Raw genomic sequence first — 20117 nt, 5'->3', positions numbered from 1 at the left:
ACTCGTCGGAAACTGCGTCGGAAAGACTTCAAGACTTCGGCTGAAACTGCTCGGGAAACAGGTCCGTACAGCACTACAGCGGGTCGTCGGACCCGCCGGTACCAAGGCTAATGGTCCGGCGGCTGCTGACAAGACGTCGCCGGATTGTTCCTCAGGGCAGGGAACTACCCTGGTCGAGTGCGTGACAAAACCCAACCGAATTCCGCCGCGGCCGGAGAACGACTCATCCGTGCCGGTGCCATCGTGTTCTTCGTCGGAGCTGTGGCCACTCTGGTCACCGTGGCCCCGCTGCTGCTCGACACGACGCCCTTTCCTACGTACATGTTCGGTCTGAGCATGTTGATGGGCGTCGGATTCCTCATCGCGGGAGCGGGGGTGTTCCAGTCGATCGCGGACGGCCGCCGACAGGCGCGCGGGAGTTCGTGACCGCTCGGCGCTCGCCTACCGGTGGGCCGCCAGCCAGGCCGGGAACTCCAGCAGGTCCGTGAGGACCACGTCGGCGCCGGCCGCGCGCAGTTCGTCCTCGTCGCACGGGCCGGTGGCCACCGCGACGGACAGTGCTCCGGCGGTACGCGCGCCGCGTACGTCGCCGGTGTGGTCGCCCACGTAGACGCCCGCGTCGTACTCGCGCAGGGCTTCCGCCTTGCGCTCGGCCCACAGGTCGCCGATGACCGCGTCGGCGTCGATGCCGAGATGGCCAAGATGCAGCTTGGCGTTCGGCTCGTACTTGGCGGTGACGACGATCGCCCGGCCCCCGGCCGCCCGTACCGCCGCTATCGCCTCACGGGCGCCGGGCATCGCGGGCGTCGGAGCGATGGCGTGGGCGGGATACATCTCCCGGTAGACGTCCGCCATGGCCGGGACCTCTTCGGCCGGAAACCAGTTGACCAACTCCTCCGCGAGCGGCGGCCCGAGCCGGGTGACGGCCAGATCGGCGTCGATGAAGGTTCCCGTCCGCGCGGAAAGGGCCTGATAACAGGCCCGGATACCGGGCCGGGAGTCGATAAGGGTCATGTCGAGGTCAAAGCCGACGGTCAGCACAGGAGAAGTCATATGGCTCATTGTGCCCATCCGGCACGGCGCTCAGAACTCCACAGGGGCCGGGGTCTTTCAGGGGTGCGGGGAACCGCGCGAGCGGCCCCCACCGGAGTCGCACCGGACAAGCGGCCCACTTGCCGGCCAGGAAGGACGGCCGGATCGTCCGCGCCCGTGGTCGCCGCCGGGAAGGGCCGGGCCGGTGGGGCCGGCCCGGAAGGAGCCGTCACTTCCGGAGCCGTCACCTCCGGCGCTGCGACCGCCACACCAGGTACAGCGCCGAAGCGATCGCCGCGCTCCGCAGGACCCACGGCCAGGTCTCGGCGATCGCGTCGCTCATCTGGTCCTGCGCGATCGGCTCGCCCCAGCGCCCCTCCGTACGGCCCCAGATCCAGACGATGCCGCCCGAGGCGACGATGCCGGGTACGACGAGGACGGCCCACTTCGCCTCGGTGGGGCTCAGGCGGCGCGAGAGGTAGGCGATGAGCCAGCCGAGGCCCAGCATGACGAGGTTGCCCATGACCGCGCCGGCGACCAGGAGGGCTGCGGCGAGCAGCAGCAGGGGGTTGGACCAGCCGCCGCCGACACCGCCACCGCCGCCGAGGGGGCGCAGGCGGGGGAGGTAGCGACGGCGTACGCGCCCGGCGGGCTCGGCCTCGACGACCTCCGCCGCGGCGGCCTTCGGCTCCGGGTCGCCCGGTTTCTCGGCCTTGTCGGGTTCGTCGAGCGGCGGCGGCTTGAACATCTCCGGGATCTCCACGCCGCCCGTGAACCCCGGCACGCTGTCCGTCGCCCCGAACGGGCCGTTCTCCACCCGCCACCAGTCGGGCTGGGGCCCGGTGCCCAGCTCTTCCGTGCTGGCGAGATGGGGCGGGGTGGGCGGGGAGCCGACCATCCCGGTGGACTCCGACTCGGCGAGCTCCCGCTTGGCGAGTTCCGGGTTGGCGGAGCGCGGCCGGGGCACCGCGCGGCGCAGGCGCCTGGGGCGGGGTGCCGGTTCCTGGGCGCGCTGCGCGGGGACGGCGGACCGCTTGGGCGGGGAGGGAGTCGCGCCGACGCCCTTGTCCGTACTCGCGCCCGTACCCGTACCTGCGCTCGCACCCGTACCCGCACCTGTACCCGTGCTGTCGGTCCGGGAGTTGGCGGCCGCTACCACCGACTCGGGGGTGCCGATCCGGTCGAGGATGCGGCGGACCGCGGCCGGGCTGTCGAGGGTCGCCTTGGTCCGGCGCCGGTCGATCTCGCCGCGCAGCTCGGACACGAGCCGCATACGCGTCCCCGACGGCAGCTGCCTCTGCTGGGCCAGGTCGCCGACCCGGCTCAGATAGTCGAATACGAGCTGGTCGCTCTCGATCCCCACGAAGTCCCCTCCGGGGCGCCCGCGTTGTCATTTCCCCGTCCGACCGACGGTACCTCGCCCGCCGCCGGTGGCGGGTCCCGGCACGACCATGGCTCACGCCAACGGGAACGGCGGCGGGGCCCCACCCGCTACCGTGGATCGGATGAGCGTCCAGGAGCAGTCGTCAGAGGAGCCCGGCGGGGCTTCCACAGAGGAGCCCGCCCCCGCCGGGGCACACCCTCGTTCGCTCGCGGAGGACCTGCGGGCCCGCGACGACTCCTCCCTGTCCGCGCTGCTGCGGGCCCGCCCCGACCTCATCACTCCCGTACCGACCGATCTGACCCAGCTGGCCACCCGGGCCGGTACGCGGGCCTCCGTGATCCGGGCCCTGGAGCGCCTGGACCGGTTCGCCCTGCAGACCGCGGAGGCGCTGGCCGTGGCCCCGGAACCGGCGCCGTACGGCACGCTCCGGGACCTGCTGGCGGGCGACGCGGGCGACCCGGTGGTCGTCGAGGCGCTGCCGCGCGCCGTGGCCGTCCTGCGCGAGCAGGCCCTGGTGTGGGGTTCGGACGACCGGCTGCGGCTGGTGCGCACGGCCCGCGAACTGCTCGCGCCCTCGCCGCAGCACCCCTCCCCGACGGGTCTCGGCCCGACGGTCGCGGAGGCCACCACGGGCATGTCCCCGGGCCGGATCCAGGAACTCCTGACGACGGCCGGACTGCCCACGACGCACGACGCGGTGTCCGCCGTGGAGTCGCTCACGGAGCTCTTCACCGACCGGACCCGGATGTCCGCCCTGCTCGACTCGGCCCCGCCGGAGTCCCTGGAGGTCCTGTCCCGGCTGGTCTGGGGGCCGCCGTACGGCCAGGTGACCGCCGATCCGGCGGCCCGGCTGCGCTGGCTCCTCGACCGCGGGCTGCTGCTGCCGACGGCACCCGGCACGGTCGTACTCCCCCGCGAGGTGGCCCTCCATCTGCGCGCGGGACGGGCGCACCAGAAGACCGAACCGCTCCCTCCGCCGGTCGAGCCGGTGTCCGTGCACCGTCCACAGGTTGTGGACAGTACGGCGGCCGGACAGGCGTACACGGCGCTCGCCACCGTCGAGGAGCTGCTGAAGGACTGGGACGAGGGCGGCCCGTCGGCGCTGCGCGCGGGCGGTCTGAGCGTGCGCGACCTGAAGCGGACGGCCGTGGCCCTGGACGTACCGGAGCCGGTCGCCGCCTTCTGGGTGGAACTCGCCTACGCGGCCGGCCTGCTGGCCCCGGACGGCGAGGCCGACGAACGGTACGCGGCGACGCCCGCCTACGACGAGTGGCTGGAGCTCCCGGCGGCCGAGCGCTGGACGCGGCTGGCCACGGCCTGGCTGTCGGCGACCCGCACGGCGGGCGTGGTCGGCGGACGCGACACCAAGGAACGCACCCTGGCGGCGCTCGGCCCGGGACTGGACCGCTCGGCGGCGCCCGAGGTCCGGCACCGGGTCCTCTCGCTGCTCGCCGCGCTGCCCGAGGGCGGCTCCGCGTCCCCCGACGCCCTCGTCGCCCGCCTCCACTGGGAACGCGCCCTGCGCGGCGCCGCCTCCTCGGACGACCTGCGGTCCCGTATCGCCCGGTGGACGCTGACCGAGGCCGAGTCCCTGGGGATCACCGGCAGGGGCGCGCTGTCCGCGCACGGACGGGCGCTCATGGGGGCGCCGCCCGGCGCCGCCGCCCCGGAGTCGGCGGGCGGCCCGGCGTCCGCCGCCGGCGGCCCCGGCGACAAACTCCCCGTCCACCACCGGCATCTCCACCCCCCGGTGTCCCCGCCGGAACCCCGCTCCCCCGCCGAACTGGCCTCCGCCGCCGCCCTCGCCGGCCGGCTGCTGGCGCCGCTCCTTCCCGAGCCCCTCGATCACGTCCTCCTCCAGGCGGACCTGACGGCGGTGGCCCCGGGTCCGCTGCGCCGCCCGCTGGCCGATGTGCTGGACGTCCTCGCGGACGTGGAGTCCAAGGGCGGGGCCACGGTCTACCGCTTCACACCGGGCTCGGTCCGCCGCGCCCTGGACGCGGGCCGCTCGGCCTCCGACCTCCAGGCGTTCCTCACCGCCCACTCCCGTACGCCGGTACCGCAGCCGCTCGCCTACCTGATCGACGACGTGGCACGCCGCCACGGCCACCTGCGGATCGGCGCGGCGTCGGCGTACGTGCGCTGCGACGACGACGCGGTCCTGAACGAGATCATCGCCGACAAGCGTGCGCAGGGGCTGCGGCTGCGCCGGCTCGCACCCACGGTGCTGGCCGCGCAGGCCGATCCGGCCACGCTCCTCGAAGGGCTGCGCGCGATGGGCTTCGCGCCGGCCGCCGAGTCCGCCGAGGGCGATGTGCTGATCACCCGCGCGCACGCGCACCGCACGCCCCCGCGCACGGCGCCCGAGCCGGTCCCGGACGGACCGCCGGCCCCCGACACCACCCTGCTGGGCGCCGCGATCCGGGCCATCCGCGCGGGCGACCTGGCCTCCACGACCCCGCGCAAGCCGTCCTCGTCCGGCTCCGCCGGTTCAGCCGGTGCCGGTGCCTCCGCCGGTTCCGACCGGAACGGCGCGCTCCCGCGCACCACCTCCGCCGAGACCCTCGCCACCATGCAGGCCGCCGTCCTCACCGGCGGCACCCTGTGGATCGGTTACGTGAACGCCGAGGGCGCCGCCAGCCAGCGCGTGATCGCCCCCGTCCGGGTGGAGGGCGGCTTCGTCACGGCGTACGACCACACCGCGGACGAGGTCAGGACGTACCCCCTGCACCGGGTGACGGGTGTGGCGGAACTGGCGGACGACCAGGCCTGAGCCCGCTCGCCCGCCGGGCCCCGGCTCACTCGTCCGGGTGTAGGCGGTGGTTCATGCGCGCCACGCCGGACACTTCCCACCCATGAGGGACCTTGCGGGTTCTGCGGCATTCCCCGGCGAGCCGTTGGGCAGCCACTGGGCGTCCTGCTCACGCAACGAACCCACGCGAAGAAGAGGGAATCCCATGCGTACTGCCCGTCGTGTCGCCACCGTCCTGATCGGTACCGCCGCGCTGCTCGGCGCACTCGCCTCACAGGCCGCGGCGATCGGTATCGATCTCGGCGGGGGCCTGACGCTCTGAGCCGCCCTGACGCGCCTCGTCCGTCGTACCCCGTGAGCCCCGATCCCCCGTAAGCCTCGACTCGACTCGTACGGCTCATACGGCTCGTACGGCTGGCTCATACAGCTCGTATGCCTCGTACATCTCGTGTGCCTCGTACGTCCCGCGGGCCGGACCCGGCCGTTCCGGGGCCGGCCCGCGTGCTCCGTCGCCCCCTCCGTCGTCCTCTCCCTGGGCCCCGCCCCGGGCTCAGCAGCACCCGAAAGGTTCCGTAGCTCTCATGCGTCCCATCCGCCTCATGCTGCAACCCGCCTGTCCCGCGGCCTCCGTGCCCTCCGTGAGCCCTGAGCGCCGCACCCACCACGCGCGCACCGCGGCCACGGTCGCCCTCATCGCCTCGGCCGTGCTCATCGGCGTACTGGCCCCGCAGGCCGCCGCGGCCCGGGCCGCCGCCCGGGCTCCCCAGTCCGCCCCGGTCATCTCGACCGCCTCGTCCGCGCTGCCCCTGCCTCTGCCGGCGACCGCCGTCGAACCGCTGGTGACCGAGGGGATCGGCATCGAGGGGCCGCTGATCAACAACCTCACTCTGCCCACGCTGCGGTGACCCGGCGCAGCCGGTAGCTGTCCCCTTCGAGACGCACGATCTCCGCGTGGTGCGCCAGCCGGTCGACCATCGCGGGGGCGGCACCGCCGAAGACCTCCTCCCAGCGGCCGAGCGGGCGGTCGGTGGTCACGATCAGGGAGGACCGCTCGTAGCGGTGCGCGACCAGCTGGAAGAAGAGCTGGGCGGTGTCCGGGTCGAACGGGGTGTAACCGACCTCGTCGACGATGAGGAGCGGGCAGGCGTCCAGGTCCGCGAGTTCCTCGGCGAGGCGGCCGGCCGACCGGGCCCCCGCCAGCCGTGCGGCCCACTGCGCCGCGGTCGCGAAGAGCACCTGGTGGCCCGACTGGCACGCGCGCACGCCGAGACCGACGGCGAGATGCGTCTTGCCGGTGCCGGGCGGGCCGACGAACACCACGTTGCGCCGGGCCTTGACGAAGTCCAGGCCGCCGAGCCGGCCCAGGGCCTCCCGGTCGAACACCCGGGGGTACTCGTCGTCGAACTCCTCCAGCAGCTTCCGGGCGGGGAAACGGGCGTCACGGATCCGGGCCTCGACCCCGGGCTCGGCGGAGTCGTACACGTCGTAGGGCTCGTGCGAGTCGAACGGGGAGGAGACCGTCTGCGCCGGGATGGGGGCGGTGCCGTGCGCGGCGGACGGGCTCACGCCCGGGAGGGAACCCCGTGCCGCGGGCACGGCCCTGGCCGAGAAAGCGAACTCGGCCGGGGCGGAGGGGGTGGCGGGGGTGGCGGGGCCGGAAGGGCCGGAGGGTGCAGAGGGGGCGGAGGGGGCGGAGGCCTCGTATCCGGCCCCCCTTGCGGCGCCCTCGGGTCCGATCCCGTGCCCGTCCCCCAGCCCGGGTACGAGCCCATGTCCTCGGTGCAGGCGTTCCCCGTGCGCCGCCATCGGTCCCGACATGTACGCCAGGATCGCCGCCGAGGCGATGAACGCCATGTGGATGACCGTGCCCCACAGCAGCGAGTGGTGCGAGGTGTGGTGCACGTCCACGAACATCTGGAGCAGGTGCACGGACGAGATGCCCACGATGGCGGTGGCGAGCTTCACCTTCAGCACGTTGGAATTGACGTGCGAGAGCCATTCCGGCTGGTCCCGGTGGCCCTGGAGACCGATGCGCGAGACGAACGTCTCGTAACCGCCGACGATCACCATGATCAGCAGATTGGCGATCATGACGACGTCGACGAGTTTCAGGACGGCGAGCATCACGTACGTCTCGTCCGCCTGCCCGGTCACGCTCCTGATGATTAAAGTCCACAGCTCTCTGAAGAACTTGTAGACGTACACACCCTGCGCGGCCACCAGCCCGAAGTACAGCGGGGCCTGGAGCCAGCGGGTGGCGAAGAGCGAGTAACCGAGGATCGCGCTCGGCTGCGAGGGGCGGGGCGACGGCTCCGGCGACGGCTCGGGCGGCGGGACATGGCCGTGATGAGGCAACAGTGACTCTCCCTGGGCGGCGAACCGGGCGGTGACCTGGAGCGGTGACCTGCGGGATCGCCATTCTTCGGGGCGGCGACCGTAAATCTGAATTCCCACCACTCATTGGAATTAATAGACATCCAGTAGGACAGGACCGGGGGCGGCGGTCGTTCGCGACAGCGGGCACCGGCCATCAGGCACACTGGACGTTTGGCCGTGCACATCGCACGGCTGTGCAGAAGGGGACGCGCGTGAATGGTCCACTCATCGTCCAGTCCGACAAGACCCTGCTCCTGGAGGTCGACCACGAGCTGGCGGACGAGTGCCGCCGGGTCATCGCTCCCTTCGCCGAGCTGGAGCGTGCGCCCGAGCACATCCACACCTACCGGGTGACCCCGCTCGGGCTGTGGAACGCGCGCGCGGCCGGACACGACGCCGAGCAGGTCGTGGACGCGCTCGTGCAGTACAGCCGTTATCCCGTGCCGCACGCGCTGCTGGTCGACATCGCGGAGACGATGGGCCGCTACGGGCGTCTCACGCTGAGCAAGCACCCGGCCCACGGGCTCGTCCTGACCACCACCGACCGGCCCGTCCTGGAGGAGATCCTGCGCTCGAAGCGGATCACCCCGCTCGTGGGCGCCCGGCTCGACCCGGACACCGTGGCCGTGCACCCCTCGGAGCGGGGGCAGATCAAGCAGACGCTGCTGAAGCTGGGCTGGCCGGCCGAGGACCTCGCCGGGTACGTGGACGGGGAGGCGCACGCCATCGGCCTCGCCGAGGACGGCTGGTCCCTGCGGCCCTACCAGAAGCAGGCGGTCGAGAACTTCTGGCACGGCGGGTCGGGCGTCGTCGTACTCCCCTGTGGCGCCGGCAAGACGCTGGTCGGCGCGGGTGCCATGGCCGAGGCGAAGGCCACCACGCTCATCCTCGTCACGAACACCGTCTCGGCCCGGCAGTGGAAGCACGAGCTGGTCAAGCGCACGAGCCTGACCGAGGAGGAGATCGGCGAGTACAGCGGTACGCGCAAGGAGATCCGCCCGGTCACCATCGCGACCTACCAGGTGCTGACGACGAAGCGGAAGGGTGTCTACCAGCACCTGGAGCTGTTCGACTCCCGGGACTGGGGGCTGATCATCTACGACGAGGTGCATCTGCTGCCCGCGCCGGTCTTCAAGTTCACCGCCGACCTCCAGGCGCGCCGCCGGCTCGGTCTGACGGCCACGCTGGTGCGTGAGGACGGCCGCGAGTCGGACGTGTTCTCCCTCATCGGGCCGAAGCGTTTCGACGCGCCCTGGAAGGAGATCGAGGCGCAGGGGTACATCGCGCCGGCCGACTGTGTCGAGGTCCGGGTGAACCTCACGGACTCCGAGCGGCTGGCGTACGCGACCGCCGAGGCGGAGGAGAAGTACCGCTTCTGTGCCACGACGGCGACGAAGCGCAAGGTCACGGAGGCGCTGGTCCGGCGGTTCGCGGGGATGCAGACCCTCGTCATCGGGCAGTACATCGACCAGCTCGACGAACTGGGCGAGCATCTGGACGCGCCGGTCATCAAGGGCGAGACGTCGAACGCGCAGCGGGAGAAGCTCTTCGAGGCGTTCCGTCAGGGCGAGATCAGTGTGCTGGTCGTCTCGAAGGTCGCCAACTTCTCGATCGACCTGCCGGAGGCGACGGTCGCCATCCAGGTGTCGGGCACCTTCGGCTCCCGTCAGGAGGAGGCCCAGCGTCTCGGCCGGGTGCTGCGTCCGAAGGCGGACGGCCACCAGGCGCACTTCTACTCGGTCGTGGCCCGCGACACCATCGACCAGGACTTCGCGGCCCACCGCCAGCGCTTCCTGGCCGAGCAGGGTTACGCGTACCGGATCGTGGACGCGGACGAGCTGCTGGCCGACAACTAGCCGGTCGGCGCGGCCCCTACCTGCGGCGGACGCCCGCCTCCTCGCCGTACTCGCCGAGGAGGACCACGCCGAGGGCGGCGCCGGTGAAGACCTTGACGGCGCGCAGGGCGTCGCCGAGCCGGTGCCGGTGACCGTCCCGCGCGTCCCGCAGGGCGGTCGCGCCGGTCGGCGGACGGGGGCGGACAGGGGCCTGGGTGAAGGTCGCAGTGCTCATGTATCCATAGTGGAATTCGAGCGCTCCGCTTTCATCGGCCTGCGGACCGAGCCTCCGTCGTCCCCGCGTACGACTTCGGGGCGACCTCCACCCCGTACGTGGGGGCCGGTATCCCCTAGGGGATGCCGGGCCGGGGATGCACGGGGCGCGAAAACGGTTGGCCCCGGGTGCCCCCGTTCGCCTAGGATCTCCGCTCTTGCCCGCCTCCCGTCGTGGAGCGCCGCCGTCCGGACGGAAACCGGCCGGTTCACCGCCACAGTCAGCGGGGCCCGCCCGGCCCCGCGGTTCTCGCAGGCCCGGAGGCAACACCCGTGTCCACCCCGTCCGACTCCGCCGTCATGCCCTCCGACGACCCCCTCTCCCGTGAGCGCGCCCACCTCGCGCACTCCCGCGCCGCGCTGCGTTCGATGCGCGAGGACGTCCAGTCCCTCGACATCCGGGACGTCACGGCGAACTGGGTCAACGCGGAGGTCCTGACCCGCCAGATCGACGAGCGCATCAAGGCACTCGCCGATCTGTCCCACACCCCGCTGTTCTTCGGCCGCCTCGACTACCTGCACGCCCCGGGCGCCGACCAGGCGGAGGGCGCCGATGGGGAGCGCTTCTACATCGGCCGCCGGCACGTGCACGACGCCGGCGGCGACCCGATGGTGATCGACTGGCGCGCCCCGGTGTCCCAGCCGTTCTACCGGGCTTCGAAGAAGTCGCCGATGGACATCGCGCTGCGCCGCCGCTTCGGCTACACCGGCGGCGACCTCACCGCATACGAGGACGAGCACCTCTCCGACCCCGCCGAGACCGCCGCCACCAGCAAGCTGCTCCAGCAGGAGATCGAGCGCCCGCGCGTGGGCCCGATGCGCGACATCGTGGCGACGATCCAGCCGGAACAGGACGAGATCGTACGGTCCGGTCTGGGCGGCACGGTCTGCGTTCAGGGCGGCCCCGGCACCGGCAAGACGGCCGTCGGCCTGCACCGGGTCGCGTACCTCCTGTACGCCCATCGCGACCGGCTCGCCCGCACCGGCACCCTCGTCATCGGGCCGAACGCGTCCTTCCTCCACTACATCGAGCAGGTGCTGCCCGCGCTGGGCGAGCTGGAGGTCAAACAGGCCACGGTCGCCGACCTGGTCGCACACGTAGAGGTGCGGGGCACGGACGAGGCGGCCACCGCCGTCGTGAAGGGCGACGCGCGGATGGCGGAGGTGCTGCGCCGGGCGGTCCGCGCGCACGTCACCCTGCCCACCGAGCAGGTCGTGGTGGTCCGCGGCTCCCGGCGCTGGCGCGTACCGGAGTACGAACTGACCGCCATCGTGCAGGAGTTGCTGGACCGGGACATCCGGTACGGCGCGGCCCGCGAGGCCCTGCCGCAGCGCATCGCGCACGCCGTGCTGGTTCAGATGGAACGGGCCGGCGAGGCACCGGACGACCGGGTGCAGGACGCCGTCGCGCGCAACCCCGCCGTGAAGGCGGCCGTGAAGGCGATCTGGCCGCCGGTCGACCCGGCGAAGCTGGTCTTCCGGCTGCTCTCGGACGCGGACTTCCTGGCGCTGCACGCGGAGGGCGTCCTCACCGAGGACGAGCAGGAGACGATCCGCTGGGCCAAGCCCGTCCGGTCGGTGAAGTCCGTCAAGTGGGCCGCCGCGGACGCCGTGCTGATCGACGAGGCCACCGACCTCGTACAGCGCACGCACTCCCTCGGGCACGTGGTGCTCGACGAGGCGCAGGACCTGTCGCCGATGCAGTACCGGGCGGTGGGGCGGCGCTGCACGACCGGTTCGGCGACCGTGCTCGGCGATCTGGCGCAGGGCACCACCCCGTGGGCGACGCGGAGTTGGGAGGAGGCGCTGGCACACCTCGGGAAGCCGGAGGCGGTGGTGGAGGAGCTGACGGCCGGTTTCCGCGTACCTACGGACGTGATCACGTACGCGTCCCGACTGCTTCCGCACATCGCGCCGGGGCTGGCGCCGGTGGCGTCGGTGCGGGAGAACCCGGGCTTCTTCGAGATCCGCGCGGCGGCCACCACGGACGGCGGTGAAGTGGTGTCGGCGTGCGAGGAGTTGCTCGCGCGGGAGGGGTCGGTCGGGCTGATCGCGGCGGACGAGCGGGTGCCGGTGCTGGCCGAGGCGCTGGCGAAGGCGGGGCTGCCGTATCTCGCGCCCGGTGAGGAGACGACCGCCGCGGCTCGTCTGACGCTGGTGCCGGCGTCCCTCGCGAAGGGGCTGGAGTACGACTACGTGGTGCTGGACGAGCCGCGGTCCGTCGTCGATGCCGAGCCTGATGAGCGGACGGGGTTGCGGCGTCTGTACGTCACGCTGACGCGGGCGGTCTCGGGGCTGATCGTGCTTCACGCTGGCGCGTTGCCGGCGCAGTTGGTGGACTAGACGGGCCGCGCCCCGAAAGGCAAAGGATTGCGCCGTTCCCCGCGCCCCTGGTCTTTAGGGGCGCGGGGAACGGCGCAATCCTTTCGCCCTCAGGGGCGCGGGGAACGCGCAACCCCCACAATCACCCCGCGTCCAGCGCGGAGCGCCACGTCCGAACCGCCGCCGCGGACACCACCCCCTCCCACCCCCCGACCCGCGCCGCCCCACCGATGTGAAACGCGTCAACCCCCGCCCCCCGCAACCCCGGCACGTGCTCCAGCCGAAGACCACCCCCGACGAGAAGCTGAGGCTCATACCCCGCCTCCCCCCGCCGCCCCGCCTCCGCGAGCAACGTCGGCAGCCCTTCGTCCACGCCCCCCACCGCCCCCGCCGTGAGGTACGTGTCCAGACCGGGAAGGTCGGAGAGCCGCTTGCGCAGGGCGTCCCGGTCGGCCGCCCGGTCGATCGCCCGGTGGAACGTCCAACGGCAGCCGTCCAGTTCGGCGAGCACGGACTCCAGCGCGGCCAGGTCGGGCTCCCCGTTCTCGTCGAGGAACCCGAGCACGAACTCGTCCGCCCCCGCACCCCGCAACTCCCGCGCCGCCCGTACGAGCGCGCCCACGTCCCCGGCCGCGAAACCGTCCGCCAGACGCAGCATCACGCGCAACGGGATGCCGACGGCGGCCCGGATCCCGGCGAAGGTCGCGACCGGCGGGGTGAGCCCGTCGGCGGCCATGTCGGTGACCAGTTCCAGCCGGTCCGCGCCTCCGGCCTCGGCGGCGACCGCGTCCTCGACGTCGAGGGCGATCACCTCCAGGACTGCACGCTTGCTCATAGGACCTCTTCCCTAGGGCGGCTACAGATGACGGGCTACAGGTCTAGTCCAATACTCAGCCTACGCGCCCCGCGACGGAGATCAACGGATATCACCATTCGCGCACACACCGTCACTGTGCGCAATTACCCTCGACCTGGCGACGTCCGACAACGCCAGCCGCGCGAGAGGGAGTTGTGCCATGCCCGAGACCGAGCGACTCGACCCGCACCCGCATTCGCACCCGCACCCGCACCCGCCGGAATACGCGCGACCGGCGTCGGCGGACGTCGTCGCCTTCGAGAGCCTGGCGCGGTCGGTCAAGGACTGGGCACCGGACCTGGTCCCCGGCCTGCTCAGAACCGCCGACTACAGCGGCGCGGTGCTGGAGGCGTACGAGCCGGTCGGGACGGACGAGGCCACCGACGGCCGGCCGGCTTCCCGAGAGACCCGACAAGCCCGGCAGGTCCGCGCCCGTATCTTCGACAACCCGGCGGGCCCCCGCTACTGGGTGATCCTGGACGAGGTCGTCATACGGCGTCCGGTGGGCGGCCCGCACACCATGGCCGAGCAGCTCCGCCACATCGCCGCGCTGGTCCGCCGCCACCGGATCATCGCCCAGGTACTGCCCCTCTCGGAAGGCGCGCACGCCGGGCTCGAAGGCCCGTTCAAGCTGATGACCTTCGACGACGCCCCGCCCGTCGCCTACGTCCAGGTCGCCGGAACCGGCCGCCTGTCGGACGATCCGGCGGTGGTCACCCGCTGCACGCGCACCCACGAACTGCTCGGGACCGCCGCCTTGCCCCCTCTCGCGTCCCTCGCCCTCATCGAGCAGGCGGCCGAGGAGTACGAGAGCCCGGAGTACGGGAACAACGAGTACGAGAGGGAGGCGGACGCGCGGGAGGAGTACGGGCGGGAGGAGTACCGGAGGTACGAGGAGCCCGAGGCCGCCCACCCCCTCTGAACGAGCGGAGCTACGGGCGGAGCGCCGGGCGGACAATGGACCGGGCGGACAATGGGAGGCATGCCCGATCTCGACGCCCTGCGCACCCGCTGGTCCCACGCCCTCGACCGGAGCCGTGGGGCGGCGGCCCCCGACCCCACCGTCTACGCCGACAACCTCCTCGCCCGCTGGTCGGAGCCGCAGCGCCGCTATCACACGCTCGCCCACCTCACGGCGGTGCTGGACCACGTCGACGTGCTGGAGGAGGCCGCGGACGACCCGGATCTGGTCCGGCTGGCCGCGTGGTTCCACGACGCGGTCTACCTCCCCGACCGTTCCGAGAACGAGGAACGGTCGGCCCGGCTCGCCGAGCGCGCGCTTCCCGAGGCCGGTCTCTCCGCCGCCGCCACGGCCGAGGTCGCCCGCCTCGTCCGGCTGACGGTCACGCACGCCCCGGCCGGTGACGACCCGAACGGCCAGGTCCTGTGCGACGCCGACCTGGCGGTCCTCGCCTCATCCTCCGACGCGTACGCCGCCTACACGGCGGCGGTCCGCGAGGAGTACGCCTTCGTACCCCCGGACGCCTTCCGTGACGGCCGCGCCGCGATCCTCAGGCAGCTCCTCGACCTGCCCCGCCTCTTCCACACCCCTTACGGCACAAGGGAATGGGAGGGTCCGGCCCGTGCCAACCTGACGAGCGAGCTGGCCCTGTTGACGGCCTGAACGCCACCCGGTGGAATGGGCTGTCCACCGTCAAGGTTGGCACCTGATATGCCCGTCCCCACGAGCCCCGGCTCACCCACGCCCGCTCGCACGCCAAAAACCAAGCCCGCGCCCATGCCCCTGGCCGTCTACATCCTCGGGCTCTCCGTCTTCGCCCTGGGCACCAGCGAGTTCATGCTCTCCGGTCTCCTGCCGGCGGTCGCGGACGACATGCACGTGTCCATTCCGCGGGCGGGCCTGCTGATATCCGCCTTCGCGGTCGGCATGGTCGTCGGGGCGCCCCTGCTGGCCGTGGCCACGCTCCGGCTGCCCCGCCGCACCACCCTCATCGCGCTCATCTCCGTCTTCGGCCTCGGCCAGATCGCGGGCGCCCTCGCCCCGAACTACGCCGTGCTCTTCGCGTCCCGGGTCGTGAGCGCGCTGGCCTGCGCCGGGTTCTGGGCCGTCGGCGCGGCCGTCGCCGTCGCCATGGTCCCGGTGAACGCCCGGGCCCGCGCGCTCGCCGTGATGATCGGCGGCCTGTCGATCGCGAACGTCCTCGGCGTCCCGGCGGGCGCTTTCCTCGGCGAGAGCCTCGGCTGGCGCTCGGCGTTCTGGGCGGTCGGCGCGGCCAGCGCGGTCGCGCTCGTCGGAGTGGCCACCCTCATCCCCCGTATCCCGCTGCCCGCCGAGAGGCCCCGGCTCAGGAACGAGCTGCGGATCTACCGCGACCGGCAGGTCTGGCTCACCATCTCGCTGATCGCGTTCTCCGCGGGCGGGGTCTTCTGCGCGTTCAGCTATCTCGCCCCGCTGCTCACGGACGTGGCCGGGCTCGACGAGGGCTGGGTGCCGGGCGTGCTCGCGCTGTTCGGGATCGGCGCGCTCATCGGGACGACGATCGGCGGCCGGATCGCGGACGCGCACCTCTTCGGAGTGCTGCTGTCCGGCATCGCGGCCTCGACGGTCCTGCTCGTGACGCTCGCCCTGCTCGCGCAGTACGCCGTCGCGGCAGCCGCGCTCGCCTTCCTCCTCGGCGTCTCCGCCTTCTACACCGCCCCGGCGCTCAACGCCCGGCTGTTCAACGTCGCGACCGCCGCCCCCACGCTGGCCGCCGCGACCACCACGGCCGCCTTCAACCTCGGCAACACCGGCGGCCCCTGGATCGGCGGCGCCGCCATCGACGCGGGCCTCGGCTTCGCCTCCCCCGCGTGGGCGGGAGCGGCCCTGACCGTCGCGGCGGGCGTACTGACCGCGATCTCGCTGCGCCTGTACCGGCGCGGGACGTCGTCGCGCGTGGTCACCGGAGCCGGCCCCCGGGTCGAGGTCGGAACCGAGGTCGGAACGGAGGCCTGAATTGAGGTCCGGACCGGAGCCGAGATCGAGGCCGGAACCGAGATCAGGGCCGGAACCGGAACCGAGGCCGGAACCGGGACCGACGCCGGGGCGGACATAAATAGGAACCGCTCCGCGAACCGATCACCTATCCTCACCGGCATGCGAGCCATGGGTGGGGACCAGGTGGAAGAGGCCGTCTCGGGTGCGGTGGCGGCCCTGCGGGGCGCGACCGACCGGGACTGGGACGTCAGGGCGGGCCGTCTCGAATGGAGTTGCCGCAGGACGGCGGAGCACATCGCGTCGGACCTCGTCGCGTACGCGGGCCAGCTGGCGGGCCGCCCCACCGACCGGTACGTACCCTTCGACATCACCTTCGACGAGTGCGAGAGCCCCGAGGACGTCCTCCAGGTCATCGAGGCGACCGGCGCCCTGTTCGCCGCCGCCGTGCGCACCACCCCGCGAGAGGCGCGGGCCTTCCACCCGTACCCCTTCCGCAGCGCGGACCGTGAGGGTTTCGCCGCGATGGGTGTCACCGAGGTCCTCGTGCACACGCACGACGTGGCGGAGGGGCTGGGCATCGCGTACGAGCCGCTGGCCGCGCTCTGCGCCGACGTACTGACCCGGATCTTCCCGCACGTGCGCCCCGAACCAGGCCCGGACCACTGGCGGACCCTCCTGTGGGCCACGGGCCGCGGCGAACTGCCCGGCCGCGCGCCCCTCACCGGCTGGAAGTGGAGCAACAACCTCGTCATACCGGCCGAGCGCCTCACCCTCCAGGGCGTCACCCCCGCGGCCGCCGCCGACCTCAGCGCGGGCGGCACCGGGGGTTTCGTGTGGATCGAGGGCGGTCCCTTCCAGGGCACGCGGGACGCCGCGGGCATGGTCGTCAAGGCGTACGAGGCCGGCGTGCACCGTCCCGAGTGGGGCATGTTCGTCCTGGTCAGGCGCGAGGACGGCCGCGCGGTCGGCGGCATGGGCTTCCACGGCGCCCCGGACGACGAGGGCCGCGCCGAGGTCGGCTACGACCTGGCCGAGTCGGCGCGCGGCAAGGGGTACGCCACCGAGGCCCTGCGCGCCATGACCGCCTGGGCGCTCGCCCGCGAGGACGTCACGTACCTGCTCGCGACGGTGGACCGCGCCAACTCCCCTTCCCAGGGCGTGATCTCCCGCGTCGGCTTCACCCGGGTGGGCACGGTGGGCGACGACGGAGAGCAGTACGCGTACGAGCTACGCGGCTGAGCCGGGTCGCCCCTTCGGCCTGCGCAGCCCGGACGCGTGCAGGATGCGTACGACCTCGCGGCTGCGCACCCGCACCGCGCCGGCCCGCACGGCGTCCTCGTACCGGTGGGAGGGGATGTCGTAGTGGTCCCGCTCGAAGGCGCGGGCGGGGGCGCCCAGCCGCCGCGCGAACTCATGAAGCTCCTCGAAGGACACATCACTCACGAGGTGGGACCACATGCGGCCGTGCCCCGGCCAGTCGGGCGGGTCGATGTACACGGTCACGAAGAACTCGCTCCACTCCCCAGGGCCGGTCCGAGCGCCCCCACCGGTGCGACGCTCACACCGGCCTTGTGACACACCCAGTGCGGGTCGGGCCCCAGCTCCGGCTCCACCTCCAGGGCGTGGGGATCACCGTCACCGCAGACGGGACACAGCGGCCACCGCCCGTACGTCTCCAGCAACGCGTCCTGTACGTCCTGGGCGACCAGCCCGGCCACGTACGCGACGCCCTCGGGCCACTGCTCCACCCACCACCGCCGCTGCACGACGGACTCCTCGACCATCGACACGACATCGGCCTCCGCGACCTCCGCCGCGACAAGATCGGCGATCACCAACGCCCGAGCCGCATGAAGAGCCTGTTCCAGCGGAGCAACGGAGGATTCCATACACCCATTGTGCGCCACCACCACCACCCGACCCCTGGCGCCCCAGGGGCGCGGGAACCTAGGGGCGCGGGGAACGGCGCAGTCTTTCGTCCTTCGCCTTCAGGGGCGCGGGGAACGGCGCAGTCTTCTGCCTTTCGCCTTCAGGGGCGCGGGGAAGCATCCGGTCCAGCCAGTTCGGCAGCCACCAGTTGCTCCGGCCGAGGAGTGTCATGGTCGCCGGTACCAGCACCATGCGTACGACCGTGGCGTCGATGAGGATCGCGGTGGCCAGGCCGAGCCCGAACATTTTGGTGGAGGGGTCCTCGGCGACGGCGAAGGACAGGAAGACCGCCACCATGATGAGGGCGGCCGAGGTGATGATCCGGGCGGTGCGCGAGATGCCCTCGACGATCGCCGTGCCGTTGTCGCCGGTGCGCAGGTACTCCTCGCGTACGCGGGACAGGAGGAACACCTCGTAGTCCATCGACAGGCCGAACAGGATGGCGAAGAGGAACATCGGGATGAACGACACGATCGGAACCGTCGCTTCCAGCCCGATGAGTGCACCTCCCCAGCCCCACTGGAAGACCGCGACCATGATGCCGTAGGCCGCCCCGATGCTCAGCAGATTCAGCAGTACCGCCTTGAGCGGTACGAGTATCGAGCGGAAGACCAGCATCAGCAGCAGGAACGACATCGCCAGCACGGCGGCGACGAACACCGGCAGGCGTTGGCTGGTGCGTCGGCCCACATCGGACAGGCTCGCGGCGGCGCCACCGACGTGGGCCCTGGCCGGACCGGGCCCGGTCGCCGTGGGCAGCACGTCGGTGCGCAGCCGGGCGATGGTGTCGGCCGTGGCCTTGTCCTGAGGGCTGGTGGTCGGGAACACCACGAGGGTCGCGATGCCGGTGGCCCGGTCGATGTGCGTCGGCGCGACGGACGCGATGCCCGGATCCGCCGCGACCGCCCCGACGAGTCGGTCCAGCACTCCCGGATCACCGGTGGGGTCCGCGGCGATGACGAGGGGACCGTTGGTGCCCGGGCCGAACCCCTCGGCGACGAGGTCGTAGGCCTGGCGCTCGGTACGGCTGGGGGGCAGTGAGCCGTCGTCCGGCAGGCCGACGCGCAGGCCGAGCACGGGCAGCGCCGCGGTCAGCAGCAGCCCCGCCGCGCCGACCGCGTACGGCACCGGGTGCCGGCTGACGTGCCCGATCCAGCGACGCCACCCGGCGGCGTGGGCGACGCCCGCCGCCGGGTCCCGCCGCCGTGCGAGTCGGCCCGGCTTCCTGGTCCGCAGAGCCCGGCCGATCCGGCCGATCCGGCCGGCCCGGGCCAGCCGCGGGCCCGCCGCGCCGAGGAAGGCCGGCAGCAGCGTCACCGACGCGAGCACCATGATCATGACGACGATCGAGACGGCGAACCCGCCCACCGTCATGAACGGCACGTTCGCGACCGCCAGGCCGAGGATCGACACGACGACGGTGCCGCCGGCGAAGACCACCGGCCGCCCCGCCGTTGCCACCGCCCGGCCGGCCGCCTCGTGCGGATCGAGCCCGCGCGCGAGGTACTCCCGGTGCCTGGCGAGCACGAACAGCGCGTAGTCGATGCCCACTCCGAGCCCGACCATGCTGCCCAGGACAGGGGCGAAGGTCGGGACGTCCGTCACCCCCGCCAGTACCGTCATGGTGGCGACCCCGACGGTCAGCCCGAAGACCGCCATGCCGATCGGCAGCGCGGCGGCGACGAGCGAACCGAACGCCAGGAACAGGATCGCGGCCGCGGCGAGGAGGCCGATCAGCTCGCTCGTGCCGCCGTCGGCGTCGGAGAAGGCGTAGAAGAGGTTCCCGCCCATCTCGATGCGCAGGGGGAGTTCGGCGCGCAGCCGGTCGCCGAGATCGACGAGTGCGTCGAGGTCGTCGGCCGACAGCCGGCTCTGGTCGGGGTACTGCACCCGGACGACCGCGATCCGCCCGTCGGCCGAAACGAGGCCGCCGCGCACGGCGGTGTCCCCGCCCGCGTCGAGCGCCCCCGCCGGGTCGCTCGTGCCGAGCACGTGCGGCAGCCGCTCCACCTCGGTCCGCAGCCGCGTGAGAGCGGTGCGCGCGCTGTCATGGCCGAAGAACGTCACAGCGCCGTCGAGGGGGGTGACGACCACTTGGGCGGTCATCCCCTCCTGGCCGGTGCGGGCCCGCTCGATCAGTTCCGCGGCCCGCTGGGAGTCCAGTCCCGGAGCGGTCATCGAGTCCGACGTCCGCCCGCCGAAGGCGACGGCGGCGAGGACGGCGAGCGTGGCGGCGACCAGCCATGCCGCGATCACCCGCCAGGGATGGCGGGCGGCGTTCGCGCCCAGGCGCAACAGAACTTTCGAGAGCATCGGGTCCTCCAAGAACCTCGTCGGCCGTCCATGTACGGCCGCCGATGCCGAGGCTCGCCGCCACGGCGCTGTGCGGCATCGGCCCGCGGGCCGCGGATCCGTCGGCC

General features: G+C 72.7%; 17 protein-coding genes. 9 read left to right on the top strand and 8 right to left on the bottom strand.

All coding sequences use genetic code 11. The annotated features are described in order from the left end of the window. Nucleotides 1-177 precede the first annotated feature (177 nt). Entirely contained in the window at nucleotides 178-426 is a 249-nt protein-coding gene (locus IE278_RS13070; RefSeq protein ID WP_189771853.1) for a hypothetical protein, read from the top strand. A 15-nt stretch (nucleotides 427-441) separates the two neighbouring features. On the opposite strand, the gene IE278_RS13065 is transcribed toward IE278_RS13070, so the two are convergent. Beyond that, nucleotides 442-1062 (bottom strand): HAD family hydrolase, encoded by a 621-nt coding sequence (locus IE278_RS13065; protein WP_189771851.1) that lies wholly within the window; start codon nucleotides 1060-1062, stop codon nucleotides 442-444. Between the two features lie 214 nt (nucleotides 1063-1276). Beyond that, nucleotides 1277-2395 (bottom strand): hypothetical protein, encoded by a 1119-nt coding sequence (locus IE278_RS13060; protein WP_189771849.1) that lies wholly within the window; start codon nucleotides 2393-2395, stop codon nucleotides 1277-1279. A gap of 142 nt (nucleotides 2396-2537) precedes the next feature. Here IE278_RS13060 and IE278_RS13055 point away from each other — a divergent pair, with 142 nt between their 5' ends. Both IE278_RS13055 and IE278_RS13050 read left to right on the top strand, forming a co-directional pair. Continuing rightward, the gene (locus IE278_RS13055; protein WP_189771847.1) at nucleotides 2538-5189 is read left to right on the top strand and encodes a helicase-associated domain-containing protein; all 2652 of its coding nucleotides are present in this window, start codon (nucleotides 2538-2540) and stop codon (nucleotides 5187-5189) included. Between the two features lie 560 nt (nucleotides 5190-5749). Then, nucleotides 5750-6073, top strand: coding sequence for a hypothetical protein (locus IE278_RS13050; RefSeq protein WP_246570292.1), 324 nt, complete (start codon nucleotides 5750-5752; stop codon nucleotides 6071-6073). On the opposite strand, the gene istB is transcribed toward IE278_RS13050, so the two are convergent. Then, entirely contained in the window at nucleotides 6051-7448 is a 1398-nt protein-coding gene (gene istB, locus IE278_RS13045) for an IS21-like element helper ATPase IstB (protein ID WP_189772027.1), read from the bottom strand. The genes IE278_RS13050 and istB overlap by 23 nt on opposite strands. A gap of 308 nt (nucleotides 7449-7756) precedes the next feature. Here istB and IE278_RS13040 point away from each other — a divergent pair, with 308 nt between their 5' ends. Further along, nucleotides 7757-9400 (top strand): DNA repair helicase XPB, encoded by a 1644-nt coding sequence (locus IE278_RS13040; protein WP_189771844.1) that lies wholly within the window; start codon nucleotides 7757-7759, stop codon nucleotides 9398-9400. A 16-nt stretch (nucleotides 9401-9416) separates the two neighbouring features. On the opposite strand, the gene IE278_RS13035 is transcribed toward IE278_RS13040, so the two are convergent. Beyond that, nucleotides 9417-9614 (bottom strand): hypothetical protein, encoded by a 198-nt coding sequence (locus IE278_RS13035; protein ID WP_189771842.1) that lies wholly within the window; start codon nucleotides 9612-9614, stop codon nucleotides 9417-9419. A 338-nt stretch (nucleotides 9615-9952) separates the two neighbouring features. On the opposite strand from IE278_RS13035, the gene IE278_RS13030 reads away from it, so the two are divergent. Continuing rightward, nucleotides 9953-11995, top strand: a complete 2043-nt coding sequence (locus IE278_RS13030) for a HelD family protein (protein WP_189772025.1) — start codon at nucleotides 9953-9955, stop codon at nucleotides 11993-11995. 121 nt (nucleotides 11996-12116) lie between these two features. On the opposite strand, the gene IE278_RS13025 is transcribed toward IE278_RS13030, so the two are convergent. Next, nucleotides 12117-12809: a copper homeostasis protein CutC gene (locus tag IE278_RS13025; protein ID WP_189771840.1), complete on the bottom strand. Its 693-nt coding sequence runs from the start codon at nucleotides 12807-12809 to the stop codon at nucleotides 12117-12119. A gap of 181 nt (nucleotides 12810-12990) precedes the next feature. Here IE278_RS13025 and IE278_RS13020 point away from each other — a divergent pair, with 181 nt between their 5' ends. The 4 genes from IE278_RS13020 to IE278_RS13005 all read left to right on the top strand — a co-directional run bounded on the left by IE278_RS13020 (nucleotide 12991) and on the right by IE278_RS13005 (nucleotide 17007). Beyond that, complete coding sequence (locus IE278_RS13020) at nucleotides 12991-13752, top strand: DUF5753 domain-containing protein (RefSeq protein ID WP_189771838.1); 762 nt, start codon at nucleotides 12991-12993, stop codon at nucleotides 13750-13752. Between the two features lie 60 nt (nucleotides 13753-13812). Next, nucleotides 13813-14454 (top strand): HD domain-containing protein, encoded by a 642-nt coding sequence (locus tag IE278_RS13015; RefSeq protein ID WP_189771836.1) that lies wholly within the window; start codon nucleotides 13813-13815, stop codon nucleotides 14452-14454. Between the two features lie 114 nt (nucleotides 14455-14568). Continuing rightward, a complete protein-coding gene (locus IE278_RS13010; protein ID WP_189771834.1) occupies nucleotides 14569-15786 on the top strand; it encodes a Cmx/CmrA family chloramphenicol efflux MFS transporter in 1218 nt (405 codons plus the stop codon). Nucleotides 15787-15927: 141 nt separating this feature from the next. After that, entirely contained in the window at nucleotides 15928-17007 is a 1080-nt protein-coding gene (locus IE278_RS13005) for a GNAT family N-acetyltransferase (protein WP_246570291.1), read from the top strand. Here IE278_RS13005 and IE278_RS13000 read toward each other — a convergent pair. Genes IE278_RS13000 through IE278_RS12990 form a run of 3 tightly spaced genes read right to left on the bottom strand, consistent with a single transcriptional unit; the run spans nucleotide 16996 to nucleotide 20010 of the window. Further along, entirely contained in the window at nucleotides 16996-17271 is a 276-nt protein-coding gene (locus IE278_RS13000; RefSeq protein ID WP_189771833.1) for a DUF4031 domain-containing protein, read from the bottom strand. The genes IE278_RS13005 and IE278_RS13000 overlap by 12 nt on opposite strands. Beyond that, nucleotides 17268-17657, bottom strand: a complete 390-nt coding sequence (locus IE278_RS12995; protein WP_189771832.1) for a DUF8819 family protein — start codon at nucleotides 17655-17657, stop codon at nucleotides 17268-17270. Before IE278_RS12995 ends, IE278_RS13000 begins: the two co-directional genes overlap by 4 nt. Before the next feature lie 58 nt (nucleotides 17658-17715). Further along, entirely contained in the window at nucleotides 17716-20010 is a 2295-nt protein-coding gene (locus IE278_RS12990) for an MMPL family transporter (RefSeq protein ID WP_246570290.1), read from the bottom strand. Between the last annotated feature and the right edge of the window lie 107 nt (nucleotides 20011-20117).

The organism is Streptomyces tauricus, from assembly GCF_014650955.1.
GTDB lineage: Bacteria > Actinomycetota > Actinomycetes > Streptomycetales > Streptomycetaceae > Streptomyces > Streptomyces tauricus.
This window is presented reverse-complemented; position numbering and strand designations above follow the sequence as displayed.

Coding starts and splice junctions, on each gene's coding strand:
- IE278_RS13065 (WP_189771851.1), bottom strand. CDS start 1,062: ATGAGCCATATGACTTCTCCTGTGCTGACCGTCGGCTTTGACCTCGAC.
- IE278_RS13055 (WP_189771847.1), top strand. CDS start 2,538: ATGAGCGTCCAGGAGCAGTCGTCAGAGGAGCCCGGCGGGGCTTCCACA.
- IE278_RS13050 (WP_246570292.1), top strand. CDS start 5,750: ATGCGTCCCATCCGCCTCATGCTGCAACCCGCCTGTCCCGCGGCCTCC.
- IE278_RS13035 (WP_189771842.1), bottom strand. CDS start 9,614: ATGAGCACTGCGACCTTCACCCAGGCCCCTGTCCGCCCCCGTCCGCCG.
- IE278_RS13030 (WP_189772025.1), top strand. CDS start 9,953: ATGCCCTCCGACGACCCCCTCTCCCGTGAGCGCGCCCACCTCGCGCAC.
- IE278_RS13025 (WP_189771840.1), bottom strand. CDS start 12,809: ATGAGCAAGCGTGCAGTCCTGGAGGTGATCGCCCTCGACGTCGAGGAC.
- IE278_RS13020 (WP_189771838.1), top strand. CDS start 12,991: ATGCCCGAGACCGAGCGACTCGACCCGCACCCGCATTCGCACCCGCAC.
- IE278_RS13015 (WP_189771836.1), top strand. CDS start 13,813: ATGCCCGATCTCGACGCCCTGCGCACCCGCTGGTCCCACGCCCTCGAC.
- IE278_RS13010 (WP_189771834.1), top strand. CDS start 14,569: ATGCCCCTGGCCGTCTACATCCTCGGGCTCTCCGTCTTCGCCCTGGGC.
- IE278_RS13005 (WP_246570291.1), top strand. CDS start 15,928: ATGCGAGCCATGGGTGGGGACCAGGTGGAAGAGGCCGTCTCGGGTGCG.
- IE278_RS12995 (WP_189771832.1), bottom strand. CDS start 17,657: ATGGAATCCTCCGTTGCTCCGCTGGAACAGGCTCTTCATGCGGCTCGG.
- IE278_RS12990 (WP_246570290.1), bottom strand. CDS start 20,010: ATGCTCTCGAAAGTTCTGTTGCGCCTGGGCGCGAACGCCGCCCGCCAT.